This window comes from Mixta mediterraneensis, from assembly GCF_030283135.1.
Lineage (GTDB): Bacteria > Pseudomonadota > Gammaproteobacteria > Enterobacterales > Enterobacteriaceae > Pantoea > Pantoea mediterraneensis.
In genome coordinates, this window is sequence record NZ_JASUAZ010000029.1 from 1 (window position 1) to 13,539 (window position 13,539).

14 protein-coding genes and 4 pseudogenes are annotated in these 13,539 nt (G+C 49.7%); 12 read left to right on the plus strand and 6 right to left on the minus strand.

The features are described 5' to 3' along the window. Positions 1 to 1,021: 1,021 nt before the first annotated feature. On the minus strand, positions 1,022 to 1,150 hold the full coding sequence (locus QRY16_RS15395) for a hypothetical protein (RefSeq protein WP_419776138.1): 129 nt from the start codon (positions 1,148 to 1,150) through the stop codon (positions 1,022 to 1,024). Between the two features lie 27 nt (positions 1,151 to 1,177). Here QRY16_RS15395 and QRY16_RS15400 point away from each other — a divergent pair. The 11 genes and pseudogenes from QRY16_RS15400 to QRY16_RS15450 all read left to right on the plus strand — a co-directional run. Further along, positions 1,178 to 1,371, plus strand: a pseudogene (locus QRY16_RS15400) (IS3 family transposase); the annotation flags it as partial. Between the two features lie 37 nt (positions 1,372 to 1,408). Then, positions 1,409 to 1,711 (plus strand): hypothetical protein, encoded by a 303-nt coding sequence (locus tag QRY16_RS15405; protein ID WP_193406799.1) that lies wholly within the window; start codon positions 1,409 to 1,411, stop codon positions 1,709 to 1,711. Positions 1,712 to 1,786: 75 nt separating this feature from the next. After that, positions 1,787 to 2,059, plus strand: coding sequence for a type II toxin-antitoxin system Phd/YefM family antitoxin (locus QRY16_RS15410; RefSeq protein WP_289777230.1), 273 nt, complete (start codon positions 1,787 to 1,789; stop codon positions 2,057 to 2,059). A 9-nt stretch (positions 2,060 to 2,068) separates the two neighbouring features. Continuing rightward, complete coding sequence (locus tag QRY16_RS15415) at positions 2,069 to 2,383, plus strand: type II toxin-antitoxin system RelE/ParE family toxin (protein WP_193406797.1); 315 nt, start codon at positions 2,069 to 2,071, stop codon at positions 2,381 to 2,383. 354 nt (positions 2,384 to 2,737) lie between these two features. After that, a pseudogene (locus QRY16_RS15420) lies at positions 2,738 to 3,337 on the plus strand (GntT/GntP/DsdX family permease). Between the two features lie 95 nt (positions 3,338 to 3,432). Then, positions 3,433 to 3,723: pseudogene (locus QRY16_RS15425) on the plus strand (IS3 family transposase); the annotation flags it as partial. A gap of 169 nt (positions 3,724 to 3,892) precedes the next feature. Next, positions 3,893 to 5,215 carry an MFS transporter gene (locus QRY16_RS15430; RefSeq protein WP_419776139.1) on the plus strand — a complete coding sequence of 441 codons (1,323 nt, stop codon included), beginning with the start codon at positions 3,893 to 3,895 and terminating at the stop codon, positions 5,213 to 5,215. Between the two features lie 17 nt (positions 5,216 to 5,232). Then, positions 5,233 to 6,396 (plus strand): mandelate racemase/muconate lactonizing enzyme family protein, encoded by a 1,164-nt coding sequence (locus QRY16_RS15435; RefSeq protein ID WP_289777231.1) that lies wholly within the window; start codon positions 5,233 to 5,235, stop codon positions 6,394 to 6,396. After that, the gene (locus QRY16_RS15440; protein ID WP_289777232.1) at positions 6,390 to 7,286 is read left to right on the plus strand and encodes a dihydrodipicolinate synthase family protein; all 897 of its coding nucleotides are present in this window, start codon (positions 6,390 to 6,392) and stop codon (positions 7,284 to 7,286) included. The genes QRY16_RS15435 and QRY16_RS15440 overlap by 7 nt, the downstream gene beginning before the upstream one ends. Then, complete coding sequence (locus QRY16_RS15445; protein WP_289777233.1) at positions 7,283 to 8,179, plus strand: 2-dehydro-3-deoxygalactonokinase; 897 nt, start codon at positions 7,283 to 7,285, stop codon at positions 8,177 to 8,179. The genes QRY16_RS15440 and QRY16_RS15445 overlap by 4 nt, the downstream gene beginning before the upstream one ends. Further along, positions 8,169 to 8,753: a bifunctional 4-hydroxy-2-oxoglutarate aldolase/2-dehydro-3-deoxy-phosphogluconate aldolase gene (locus QRY16_RS15450; RefSeq protein ID WP_289777234.1), complete on the plus strand. Its 585-nt coding sequence runs from the start codon at positions 8,169 to 8,171 to the stop codon at positions 8,751 to 8,753. The genes QRY16_RS15445 and QRY16_RS15450 overlap by 11 nt, the downstream gene beginning before the upstream one ends. Here QRY16_RS15450 and QRY16_RS15455 read toward each other — a convergent pair. Both QRY16_RS15455 and QRY16_RS15460 read right to left on the minus strand, forming a co-directional pair. Further along, the gene (locus tag QRY16_RS15455; protein ID WP_289777235.1) at positions 8,742 to 9,257 is read right to left on the minus strand and encodes an IclR family transcriptional regulator; all 516 of its coding nucleotides are present in this window, start codon (positions 9,255 to 9,257) and stop codon (positions 8,742 to 8,744) included. The two genes, QRY16_RS15450 and QRY16_RS15455, sit on opposite strands and share 12 nt — an antisense overlap. Positions 9,258 to 9,281: 24 nt before the next feature. After that, complete coding sequence (locus QRY16_RS15460) at positions 9,282 to 9,437, minus strand: hypothetical protein (protein ID WP_289777236.1); 156 nt, start codon at positions 9,435 to 9,437, stop codon at positions 9,282 to 9,284. A 296-nt stretch (positions 9,438 to 9,733) separates the two neighbouring features. On the opposite strand from QRY16_RS15460, the pseudogene QRY16_RS15465 reads away from it, so the two are divergent. After that, positions 9,734 to 9,814 (plus strand): annotated as a pseudogene (locus tag QRY16_RS15465) (TetR family transcriptional regulator); the annotation flags it as partial. A gap of 424 nt (positions 9,815 to 10,238) precedes the next feature. Here QRY16_RS15465 and QRY16_RS15470 read toward each other — a convergent pair. From QRY16_RS15470 to QRY16_RS15480, 3 genes are all read right to left on the minus strand, one after another. Then, positions 10,239 to 10,463, minus strand: coding sequence for a hypothetical protein (locus QRY16_RS15470; protein ID WP_289777237.1), 225 nt, complete (start codon positions 10,461 to 10,463; stop codon positions 10,239 to 10,241). 155 nt (positions 10,464 to 10,618) lie between these two features. Next, positions 10,619 to 11,605 (minus strand): ParB family protein, encoded by a 987-nt coding sequence (locus QRY16_RS15475; protein ID WP_193406553.1) that lies wholly within the window; start codon positions 11,603 to 11,605, stop codon positions 10,619 to 10,621. Continuing rightward, the gene (locus QRY16_RS15480) at positions 11,602 to 12,810 is read right to left on the minus strand and encodes an AAA family ATPase (protein ID WP_193406552.1); all 1,209 of its coding nucleotides are present in this window, start codon (positions 12,808 to 12,810) and stop codon (positions 11,602 to 11,604) included. Before QRY16_RS15480 ends, QRY16_RS15475 begins: the two co-directional genes overlap by 4 nt. Positions 12,811 to 13,539 lie beyond the last annotated feature (729 nt).

Genomic DNA, 13,539 nt, shown 5'->3' on the forward strand with positions numbered 1-13,539 from the left:
AAAGATAAGCTGAAAAGCGGTCAACTCCAGAAGAAAACGAAAGCAACAACGCTCGAATGATTCAAAGGGGGTGGGTCAGTTTTACTTTGGCAGGGTGGGTCAGAATTCGATCGGTATTGACAACTGGTGCGGCTGAAAATAATTCGGCCTATGTTGTGACTGAAAAATAGCCTGATAGCTGCATTCGTATTTAGCCCCATGGCGGGGTGATGCTATGCAAGGTGGTATGATGGCGAGACAAGAATATCACCTGAGTAGGTCAGAAACGTATTAACAGGGACGTCTAATTATGCCGCTATAAAGCGGCATAATTTTATGTTGATCTAGCCATGAAAAGTATCAGCACCACCTGTATGGCAGACCTTACTAGATATACTCGATTTTCGAGTAACTTATTTTCAAATTTATTGAATAATGTTAACTTAATATTACCTAACACTCCCCTCAGTTTTATTTGTCAGAAAATTACCGTTGATATTTTCCATCTTCTGTAACGTAGCATCCATCTTATATTGAGGTTGAATCCAGTAAAAATGATACAGTGTTGATTTAAGTATCAAAAGGTGACTTTTTATTGTGGTTATTAGTTACATCATACAAGAGATTCAAAAATAAAACACCCAAAACCAAAAGTCTCGCAAAATAAGTCAAAATGAGCTCTTTACCTTTTAAGATAAAAGAAGCGGGATAATGTGACTTTTATAAGTTTCTCTAAATGTATGCTGTAACTAAATCGAGGCTATTATGTACATTTTAATCATTACGGATCTCGTCACGGAGTCGCTGATTTAATTAAACTAACTCACCATAACAACCTGGTTCCGAATTGTTTTACTCAAGTTTGTGAAGCCTGCTGATGATTTGTGAAATATCGGCAGAAAAGTACTCCATGACGCTCAGCCATATAATGTTACGTTTATCGAAGCCCTGATAGTTGGTTAAAACAGACCTGCGGGAAAGCCTGAATATCATAAACGGTAAAACCATTGGGATTCAAAGAGATAAAACCTCCTGGTAATAATTAAAGCCAGTTGGCCAGTAAAGCTGTCAGACGTACGTGCGCCGCGCTATCGCCTGCGATCGCAAGGCTACAACGCGTGCCCGCCGTGAGTAATGTGTCGTGCGGCAGCGCATCCAGTTCGATGTGCACCGGAATACGCTGTGCCAGGCGGCTCCAGCTAACCGGCTCTGGTGCTCAGATGGCTTTGGGTTCCGCTGTGATAATGGCGAAAAGTTGCGGTGACCTTCGCGCAGGACTGCTGCGACAGGGAGAGCATTGACTGGCCAGCAAGCACCGGAGGCTATGACAAAGAAACGGTGCAGGATGTCATGCTGGGTGCGGTAGAAAAACGCTTCGGAAGACAGCAGCCAACAAAGTAGCTGACGGATATATAGGATCAAATCCAGCATGGGCGGCACCGATATGAACAACCTCAAGCGCTTCCTGAAGTTCATCAAAGAAAAAGTGGATGATCCACCTGAAATCCTATGGCTACGACACGGCAGAGGAAAAAATGGGGCACACCACCACTTTTATCTGAACAGCGGCAGATTTTCCGAGAACAGCTGGCTGGAGAACATGCTGCGCGGCGTCTCAATCGATGGCTGGGCAGATAAATTCCAGTGGATGCTGAATGAACTGAAAGACATGCCTTCTGGTGAATCGCCTGTTGTGGGATCAGAAGGGCGCAGCAAGGTTGCATCATCCTGAACACGACAGGTGGCGTACAGACTGGAAAGAATATAAAATATTCAAATTGACCATTTTGATTAATCTGGAGTTGCTATGAACAACTTTACGGCCAGCGAAGCAAAGATGCAGTTTGGCGAGCTACTTAGCCAGGCCATGCGCGAACCCGTCAGTATTACCAAAAATGGCCGCCCGAAGGCGGTCATGATGTCGTGGGAAGACTATAGCCAGATTGAAGCGCTTAAAGTGCAGCACCTCCGCGCCACGCTGGCGCGCTCCGTTGAACAGGCTGAGCGCGGCGAGCTGTACGATACAGACGAGGTGTTCAGCCCGCTGACAGCGGACGAGCTGGCAAAAGCAAGGGAATAGAGCACAGAGATGTCGGTACGCTACACAAAAGACGCGCGGAACCAGATCCGTTCTATCCGCGCTTACTCGCAGCGACGCTGGGGTCAGGAAGTTGCTGAGCTGTATGCGCAGTCACTTCGCGTGACCATGACGGAAATCCTCGACCGAAAGCCTTCTCCTGGCCTGAACCGCAGTAATGACCTCGGCGAAGGCATTCTCAGCTTTCCCTGTGAGAGCCACCTCATTTACTACCGCGAGACGGATTACGGTATTGTGATTCTTGGCGTCCTGCACCACTCACAGGATGCTGTGCGCCATCTGCCACATAGCAACAGCCCTGCTTAATACGGCCGCGCTGCGCTCTGCTACTGCGCGTCTTTCGGCTTTTACCGTAGCGGCTAGCAAGTCTCGCCACCATCCCGATGTAGTTGCCTCTTTTCCGTACAGTTGGCGGATTAAATCATCCAGCACCTGACAGGCTCCCTCTATATCTGAACAGCGGATTGTAGTGGTTTACTGAATAAGCTTGTAGGGATTTTCACACTTTTAGGTATGCAAACCTTTAATCACAAAAGATCACAAGGGAGAGTGAAACAATAAAAATTCATTATACATTTTAAAATCATTAACTTAAATAATTTCCAATGCTAATTGGAAGTATGAAAACTGTGAGATTGCTCATCTATTTGTGAAAATTTTTTGCTCAATGCGCTTCCGGAAACCCCGGAACAGGCTTCTGCCTACTCACCGTCATTTGCGCTATCGATGTTAACCATCTTGCTGCCACCGATCCTGATGATGCTAAAAACGCTGGCAAAGGGGCACCTGGAGGCAGAAAGCACCGCTGCTGTTCTACTCAATACCGTAGGTGATCCTATTGTTTCGCTGTTAATCGCCGTGCTATTTGCCATCTGGGCACTGGGTATTAAAAGCGGCATGAATATGGCGTAACTGCAAAAAATCCTCGGCAAATGCCTTGGCCCCTGTGCTGCCATCATCTTAATACTAGGTGCCGGTGAAGGATTGAAAGAGATGCTGCTCGCCACTAACGTCAGTAAATTGATTGCTGATTCGGCGCTGCATTGGAATATTTCGCCACTGGTGCTTGCCTGGCTGGTTGCCGCGTTGATTCGTATTGCCATTGGCTCCGCTACCGTTGCGGTAGTGACAACAGCAGGGATTATGGCGCCGTTAGCAGCGCACAGTGGCGTCAATCTGGAGTTGCTGGTGCTGGCAACCAGCACCGGTGGGCTGATGCTGTCTCACGTCAATGATTCAGGGTTGAAGAGGAGGGGCTAAGGCTCCCTCCCCTCAATTTTTGGCTGATCCGCCCTGAATAGCGTTGACACATTTACCTCGTCCACTGAGGATAATGTGAGGAACCAGTATGTTAAATGCACCAACGCGATTACTCTCTGTCCTTTAAACTGGCCGTTGTCGAAAAAGGCGAAATGATCTACCGTCAGGCGCAAGACCGCTACGGGACCCAGGATAGCTCCACCGTCATGAAGTGGCTACGTAAATACGGCTATCCCGACAGGCTCTCATCCCCTTCAACAAGAACGTGCAGAGTCAACATGCCAAAAGTATCCCTTACTCCTGAGCAACGTATTAAATAACTGGAACAGCAGCTGGCTGAATCTGAAGTCAAGGCTCAGTTTTTTGAAGCCGTTGTGAAAGTCATGAATACGGCTTCCCTGTTCTGCTTCATTATGTGAAGCAATTTCCTGATTTGTTCTTTGATTCGCTTCACGCAATCTTCCCTTGCCGACGCAACTTCTCACCAATATCCATACGCTAAGTTTCAAGACATGACGCGTCTCTACGACGCGACATTTACCCTCTGGAGGTCGTATGGAGAATTCAACCCGTCACTATGACGGTGAGTACGTGGCGACAGAAACCAAAAATACGCCAAAACGTACCGCCAAAATCATGATGGCAGCCGGGATTGGTCATTTTATCGAGTGGTTTGATTTTGGCTTATACGGCACCCTGGCAGCAATTATCGCCAGTAACTTCTTTATCAGTTCCGATCCGGCCACCGCGCTCTTGAAATCCTTTGCCGTGTTTGGCTCTGGCTTTTTAATGCGACCGTTGGGTGGTTTCTTTTTCGGTTCAATGGGCGATCGACTTGGACGGCGAAAAGTGCTGGTGACAGTGATCGTCATCACCTCGATGTCCACTTTTGTAATGGGCATTCTGCCGACCTGGCATCGGGTCGGGATTATCGCGCCAGTTTTACTGGTGATTACCCGATTGGTGCAAGGTTTCGCGGCAGGCGGTGAAAGCTCCGGCGTCATTACCTATCTGGCAGAAAGTGCTGCGCCCCAGCGCCGTGCAACGCTCACCTGCTGGAGTGAAAACTTCAGTTTTATGGCATTTGTCTGCGGCTCAGGCCTGGTGCTGCTGTTGACCTATTGGTTGGGTGAAACGGCGATGAATGACTGGGGTTGGCGCATTCCTTTTTTGCTGGCTGCACCGCTCGGATTGGGTGGGTTATACATGCGCCGTAACATGGAGGACTCAGCAGAATTTCACAAGTTGAAGACCAGCGGCAGAATCGAAAAGTCTCCATTGCGCACCACTCTCAAAACTTCATTGTCGGCGTTGCTGTTTTGTACCGGTTTCGTAGTGATCAAAGCGGTCAGCAGTTGGGTACTGCAATCGTTTATGCCCGGCTATTTATCGACGCATCTGCAATACAGCCGCACCGATTCCTATCTGATCACCACGCTGGGCTTGCTGAGCGTCGCCATCTGCATGCCCATCACCGGCTATCTGTCGGATAGATGGGGACGGCGCCCGCTGATGCTGTTGGGATGCGCCGGTTTCATCCTGTTGACCTACCCCGCCATGCTGTTAATGACACAAGGTTCGGTGAGCAGCTCCATCGCGGCGATGAGCCTGTTGGGCGTATTTGTTGCGCTCTTCAATGGTGGCTGTGGCGCTGCGATGGTTGAGCTGTTCCCAACTGCAATCCGCTATGGCGGCATCGCCATGTCCTACAACTTTACTGTGGCGGTGTTTGGCGGCGTGACGCCGCTGGCCTCAGCCAGTCTGATCTCCTTCACGGGCGATCCGCTCTCACCCGCCTGGTACGTGATGATCACCGCGCTGATTTCATTCATTGCGGTGTGGTTTACCAAAGAAACGGCCGGAAAAGTATTGGATTAACGACAACTGGAGTCTGTATGCACATAACGAATGTTGAGTGTTTCCCACTCAAAATAACCCCGCAACAGGTCTATCTTGGCGGTAAGGCGGATGAAAGCGCCCCGGATTACTACTATCGCCCAGAATACCGCTGTGTTTATTCACGCAAGATGGAAACCTGTCTGGTGAAAATAACCACCAGCGAAGGCCATGTCGGTTGGGGAGAAGCGCTGGCGCCGGTCGTGCCGCAGGTGATCGCAGAATTGATTAATCAGTTATTTACGCCATTACTGATCGGCGAATCGCCCTTCTCCAGCGGCGTGCTTAACGCCAGGATGTATGACTCCATGCGCGATCGCGGGCACATCAGCGGGTATCACATTGATGCCATCGCTGGTGTGGATATCGCGCTGTGGGACCTCAAAGGTAAAATTCTCGGTTTGCCAGTTCATCAATTACTCGGCGGCGCATTCCGCGAGGCGATTCCTTGCTATGTCTCCGGTTTGCCAGAGCCCGATATCGACAGCCGCTGCGGCCTCGCCAGACAATGGCAGGAGAAAGGCTTCAATGCTGTTAAGTTAGCGCTGGGCTACGGTGTGCGTGACGACATCAAAAATATCCGCGCCATTCGCGAAACACTGGGCGACGAGGCGCAAATTTTTATCGATGCGCACTGGAATTACAGTGTGGCAGACGCCACCGATTTAGCGACGCAACTGCATGCACTGGGCGTCGGTTTTCTGGAAGCCCCACTGCTGCCAGAAGATATCGCCGGCCATCGTGAATTACGCGCCAAAAGCGCGATCAGCATCGCTTTAGGCGAGACCGAGCGCACCCGTTATCAGTTCAAAGTGGTCATTGAACAACGTGCGGCAGACATTCTCCAACCCGACGTCGGCAGAACCGGCATCAGTGAACTGATGCACATCGCGTCACTGGCTGAAACGTGGAATCTGCGTGTGGCACCGCATTTAAGTGTGGGTTTAGGGCCGTGTATCGCCGCATCCATTCATACCGCTGCCGCCATACCCAACCTGTTTATGCTCGAATACCAACCGCCGGTTTTTGCCATCGCTAATCAATTGCTGAAGCAGCCACTGATTTGCAATCACGGTGAGTATCATCTGCCTCAGGGCGCAGGATTAGGCATTGAAATCGATGAAGATCGCGTTCGCGACGTTGTGATGGAGGCAACATGTTAAAAGGTAATGTACCCATTCTCGCCACCGCATTTGATGAGCAGGGCCAGCTGGATTTGGCATCCATTGAACGCCTGGTGAAATTTCTGCTGCAACACGGCATTGACGGCCTGGCGCTGTTTGGCAATGCCTCGGAAGGTTACGCCTTAACACAGGAAGAGAAGCAAGCGTTGTTTTACTGCGTCAAAAAACAGGTGGGTGATTTACCGCTGGTGGCGGCGGCTGGCGGTGCTTCATCCGCCGTCGCCATTGAAGAGATCAACCGGGTGCGTCGCTGGGGCGCGCAGGTGGCGATGGTCAATCCACCCTCGGTGGTGAAGCCCGGTCCAGAGGAGATTTATCGCTTCTGGCGCGACATCTGCCAGGCCTGCGATATCGACATCATGATTCAGGATGCGCCACTGATGACCGGCGTTAACATTCCGGTGCCGACGCTGGTGCGTTTGTGTCAGGACTTCCCCACCATCAGGTACATCAAAGTGGAACAACCGCCAACCACGCTGAAAATCACTGCGTTAAAGCAGGCGCTTGGCGAGAGCGTGGGCCTGTTTGGCGGCCTGAACGCAGGGTTCCTGTTTGAAGAATTATGCCGTGGCGTGACGGGCACCATGCCCGCTTGCGAATTCCCGGATGTGATCAATGCCATTCTGGCGGCCTGGCAGCAGGATCGCCATGAGGCGCAAGCGCTGTTTTATCGCTATCTTCCTTTCCTGCGCTACGGCGTGCAGCCGGGGATCGGCGTTGCCATTCATAAAACCGTGCTGCATTGGGCCGGGATTTTTGCCAGTGATTACGTGCGAGAGCCGGCAAAAAGTCTGGATGACACCACGCGTCAGGAATTGAAAGAACTTACTGAGTTTCTACGCCTGGCCGCGCTGGGAGGACGACCATGAACTACATCGCTGTAGACTGGGGCACCAGCAACTTCCGCGCGCTAAGCGTGCGCGATGGCGTGCTGATTAAATCGGTGCAAGACAGTTGTGGCGTCGGCAAATGCCAGCAAGACGCCTTGCCCGGAATGTTAAAGCAGCAACTGCTGCGGCTTGATGATGCTTATGATGAACAATTGCCCGTGCTGCTCTGCGGCATGATCGGCAGCAATATCGGTATTGCTGACGCAGGTTATCTCGACATGCCACTTAGCTTTTCTCAGCTACTCGGTAAAGGCATGAAGTTGCCGGGCATCTTGCCTAATCCGCTGACCCTGCGCCCCGGTATTTGTGACAAACGGGTGAATGAGATCTGCCGTGGCGAAGAGATGCAACTGGCTGGCGCCCTGACGCTTTCTGATGCCTCCACGTTTGCCGCCGTCGGTACCCACAGCAAGTGGCTCAAGGTTAAGCGCTCACAGCAGCAGGTCACGGGTTTACAGACCTTGATTACCGGGGAGCTTTATCATCTTTTGCTCAAGCATTCTGTGGTGGGAAAAGGTTTGCCGGAGCAAATTCCCTCAACGGCAGCATTTCAGGCTGGCGTAGAGAGGGCGCTATCGGTGGTGCAAGAAGAGGCCGAACTGGTGACGGAGCTGTTTCGCTGCCGTGGACGCTACATTCTTGATGCATTGGCAAAGGAGGACGCTGCTTCATGGCTTTCTGGATTGCTCATGGGATACGAAATTGCTCGCGGTCATCCTGGCGGCAATAAAACGGTGTGCTTTATTGGCAGCGAAACGCTGCTACCGCATTACCAGCAGGCCTGCGAAATTTTACATCTCCGTTGTGAAGTATTACCCGCAGAAAGCGCAATGATTGCCGGATTAAATGAGGTATTTCGTCATGGTGAGTAATCAGAAAATTATCGCTATCTTGCGCGGGATAACGACAGACGACGCGGTGTTGCATATTGGCTGTTTATTGGAGCACGGTATTAATCGCGTGGAAATCACTACCAATTCCCCCGGCTGGGAAACCAGCCTGCAACAGGTTCGCCAACGCTTTGGCAGTGACGTCCAGCTCGGCGTGGGAACCGTCACCACGTCAGATCAGGTGCAGCGCTGTTTTGCCGCCGCGGTTGATTTCATTCTCACGCCCAATCTCAACCCAAAGATCATTGCGCTGGCGAAAAAGCATGAACTTATCGTCTGCGCGGGGGTGTTTACGCCAGGTGAAATATTCACTGCTGTCGATATGGGGGTCGATGTGGTGAAAATATTTCCCGCCTGCGCGCTGCCGCGCAATTATCCGCAACGAATAAAAGGTCCACTTTCTCAACCCGTCAGCTTTTCAGCGGTGGGTGGCGTGGAAGTGGGAAATGCAGCTGAGTTTTTGCGTTATTACGACAGCGTGGGATTAGGTTCCGCGCTGTATAAACCTGGCCAGCGCGTGGCCGACACCGCTGCGCGTTGTAAACTACTGCTGTAACATTGGCAGTGATTCTCCACTGATTTTTTTTGCCGCCGACACCAGATACAAACGCAAACTTTCAATATCCATTTTCTCACTGCTGATATTCGATAATGCGATCGCTGCCTGCATGCCTGGAATATTGCAGGCCAGGCGGTGATCACCCCGACCAAAGTCTTTGGCAAAGACCTGATGCCGACGCGCTTCGTCAATATCCTTTCTGAGTAGTTGGTAATCGTGAATACCTATTTGGCCGATAATTTCTTCATCGCTCATCGCCGATAACAATTTAATGCCGATAACTGAATCATGTACAGGATAAGATTCATAATTGCCAATGGCGCGCGCAATACTTTTTCCGCCGCGGGTATGAATCAAGTAGACCACGTTTTTTCCACTTAGCACGCCGATCACGATGGAAATGGCGTGATTCCCGCTCTCTTCCAGCAAATCCATCACCGCATTGTAAAATGCCGAATTATGAATTGCGTGAGCCGATAAGCGGTGGATACCGATGCCCAAACTGTATTTGCGGTTGGCATCGCGTTACACCATATCCAATGCCAGCAAGGTCTGCATTAACCGCGTGACCTTAGCGGAATCCAGCTCAAGCTCGCGTCCCATTTTGCGAATTCCCTGCGGACAGTTCGCTGTCGCCAGTAAATTCAGGCAGCGGAAGGCATCGTAGACGGTGCTGTTCATGTATGTCCTTGTTAGGGATTGAGATCAGAGAATGATAAATCCTGCGGGTTCAGGGTGATATGGGTTTAGGGAAGGAGTGTGAGGTAGGTATATAGAACCAGGTAAGCAGGTTTGTTCATAGTGGGCTAAGCCTCGCTCCCCTGTCAGCTCTGTGCCTATAGCGGATATCTTCAGATCACGTTCTGTTCATAAATGGGAACCAGTTTGTTAACCCTCACAGACTGCATTTCTTTCTTTTTAAATTTCTTTTTGAGATAACTATTGGCCATGTGGAACGATCGTTCTACTTTTATCACATGAACAAGAAGCCAACAGATACCCGAGAAAAAATCCTGACTACCGCTGAGCGGTTGATCTATCGGAACGGAATTCATGCCATATGCGCCATCGACTATAAATATTTCTCTCTCTGATGGCTTAAGGCGTGCCCATAATCCCTGCTCCCACGAAAGATATTGCTGCGCCGCCGCTTTGTTGCCCTGATGACGATCATGGGTGACATACAGAAAATCGATCCTGTCGAAATCAGACGGGTATTCAGGTGTGGCAACCAACTCGCCTCCTTGCTTCTGCCAGGCGGCCATCCCGCCTGAAAAGTGCCAAACCTCTACGTCTTTTCCCAATACCGTTGCTGTCCATGCCACCTGTAGAGCATCCTCACTAATAATAACCACCTGCTTCGTAGTCCTTTCACCTGAACGGGCACGGAGTTTTTGCCGGTTAACCCATTCCTGGCAATATGACCGTTGCGGTAAGCCTGACTGCTACGTATATCCCACAGCGCCAACACTGCACCTCCATTTATACGTTGTCGCAACGGTTGTTAACGATCGGCTCTGTCATGCTTGCTCTGACCAGCAAAGCAAATGCTTGCCTGACTAACGACTGTTCCTGACTGGGACGAATCCATAAATAAATCTGCGTGTCGGGCAGACGTGGCAAACCATCACTTTCGCCCAATACCCGCATATCACTGTTAAGTAAGCCGATACTGTGGGCAGTAATGCCCAGCCGAGCAATCCCCATGGGAATTTCAAATTGAAATTTTTAAAGTTATATTTTTTAAAACAACGAGTTAAGGAAGAAATTATTTGGGGAATGTCGAGAAGGCGTCAGACTTTTGATACGAAAAAGGGCTTTTGTTTTTGTAAAGAAAAGCCCTTTTTGATTCAGCAGGAGACTTACCCGTTTTGTGTATCAGCCAGCATGCGTTCGATTACTGCTTTGATAGCTGCATCCAGTTCAGCCTGATACACCGGGGGCAGGCGTGAAAACTCATAGGAAACCTGGCGCTTTTCCGTATCTGTTTTCTTGCGGGCGAACTGTTTGTTGTTAGCGAAGTCAGCTATTTTTTCAGTAATGACTTTTTTCTGTGTTTTATTGTTTTTGGGGCCCGCGTTTTCTGTGCGGAAATAACCAATGATTTTGTTTTTAAGGCCTGGATCATCTGTTTCAAATGCCGGGTCACCCTCGATTCTTTCACGTACGTTTGATGCCAGAACGTCCATGCTTATTTTTCTGGCCCTGGCTTTTTCAGCAATATCAAGAAGTGTCTGATAATCGGCTATGGAAAGATCGCTTACTGAGGGGAATACACCCATTATTTCATCAGGAACTGATGCAGCCTGAAAGGCGCGCGTGACCTTTGCAGCAGAAATCCCCTCGGCAGCAGCGATCTCTGACTGATTCAAATTTTCCGGGTACATTAATTTCAGACGTTTACCGAGTTCGCGTAGCGTATGCTCTTTTGCCGTCTGTATATCAATCGCCAGCTGGCGGGCATCTGCCAGGGTGAGTTCATCTTTAGTGACCAGCACTTCAAAAGGCGTATCGTTGTAAATGCAGGCGGCACGACGGCGAGAGCCATCCAACACTTCAACCCGCCCATTAACTTCGCGTCCTATTGCCGGAAAGAACTGTTGCAGCTTAATCGTACGGGAAATATCACTGACTGACTCTGGCGTAAGGAAAGCCTGGTCACGCCCATTGACTGCTGCATCTATGTACGTTTGCTCTTCAATGTCATCATGCAGCACGCGTGTAAGGACGAAGCGCGCTTCTGCACCTGATTTTAGTACAAAAACCCGCACGCTTTCCGTTTCGCTCAGCATTTTTGAGAAGTTTGAATTGCCGAGCGTGCGCCCCATTTTCTTCATTATTTTGGTCATTTGATGCCTCTCACAAACTCAATTCTTTTAAATACGGCCTGTGTGAACCGCTCTGCTTCACGTTTTGCATTCTTCAGTGCCTCTGTACTGCCCGGATAAGACTGCGGGTCGGCGCTGACGATAGTGTCAAATGTCTCACCACAACGTTCAAAACCATCAAGTCGTGGTAAGGCGGCATCTAAGATGTAAGACGTAAAGACATCGCGGGCTAACCCATGCGTCATCTCATGGTCACGCTTCGATGTCATTTTTGACATAAACCCGATATTGCCTTTGATGCGGGGATTAATGCCCTCTTCTTCCAGTTGCTCCAGCATCTCCGGCAGGCGCGTCAGGTATTTCAATGTCGAGTGGAAATCTACCTGGGCAGGAGGCGTAGGTGTCAGAAGTAAATCGCTTGCGGCAATGGCATTTAGCATAAAGGCATCAAGGTGTGGGCCTGTGTCGATAAAAATGAAATCGTAATCCTTGCCGACCCTGTCGATAATGTTACGTCGAAGCACTTCTGATGGCAGCACGCCCGGCAAATGTTCCCGAACCAGGTCATTCCACTGGCTGGCAACGAAGCCGTCATCGATGGAAGCCGGAATGATATCGACGCCGGGTATGATGGTCGGCTGGATAATATCCGAGTGAAGTTGTTCGGCGTCAAGGTCATTGAGCATGGCCTGAGCGGCAGTTTCCATAATCGAACCAATACTATTGGCATGGTTCAGAAACATGGTGCTGGATGCCTGCGGGTCAAGATCGATAACAAGGTTGCGTAAGTCGTATTGCAACAGATCAGGATGAACCCGCAGACCGTGTGCGAGCGTAACCGTACTGACGGTTTTTGAGACCCCCCCTTTAAGGTTCACGACGAAAATAACAAAAGGACCTTCGCCTTCGTGAATGTCACGATACTTAGGAACTTTACGGTGCGCGTAAATATCCACCACGTCCTGTACGGTCAGCGCATAATGCTTTGCGTTGCCCGCATCCTTTTTCCCAAACACATGCCCTTTCGTTTCCATCTCATCTATAGCCTGCTCAACGGCACGACGACTGAGCCTGGGTAGATTGGCTACCGAGTTACGGGTGAATGTCTGATAATACTGATTGAGTCCAAACTCGTGGCGTTTCCCGGTAATGTCATCACTCATGCTGCGTAGCATCGCGTTTGCCCTGCGCGCCGTTTCGTCTACCCCACCGTAGTTACTCTTCATCACACCGCTCCGTTAGCATTTTTTGCCAGTGTACGCGCCTGAGTAACTTGTGCAATATTTTTTGTCATTCAAAAAAAAGTTGTACGTGACATTATTTTTTGATTATGCCATTTCGGATTGTGCAGATGTTAAGAACACAGTGGTCTTACAGATAGAGTGACAGAAAGCTCAAGGTACGAGTGAATTACAACCGAAATAGCGGCAGGAATAATTCAGGCGCTTAATTAAAAATCCCCTGTCCTTTCCTGCTCCGATCATGAAGTAACCATTACTGACGGGAGAGGGAAAGGCATATTTTATCCCACTCTTTTTTCATAGATAACAGGCTGATTTATAATTAATTTTATGATTTATTTCAGATTGAAATTCCCAGTAAAACTGTCAGAGATGCGATTATCGATAATCACCTGAATATTTCCATTTGCACTATCACTGAAACGTTATTAAATGGGATATCAGTCCAGATGCAAATAAGCGCTTTCAGCGCCGCAATAATGATGTCGCGGGTATCGCGGGTTGGTAGGGAAAATTTTTGCTGGCCGCATTACCATAGCGCCACTTATCTTCTACAAACGGCAGCGTTCTGATGAATACGCTGAGAGGGCGAGCATAGGGTCTTTCCTGCCACGATCTTGCACTGGTACGCTAAGTAGAGTAAATCATAGTCTGCCTTAATGACGTGTAGCCCGTAATATGACTGCCAAAACCAGGGCTGCAGACTGTTCGTTG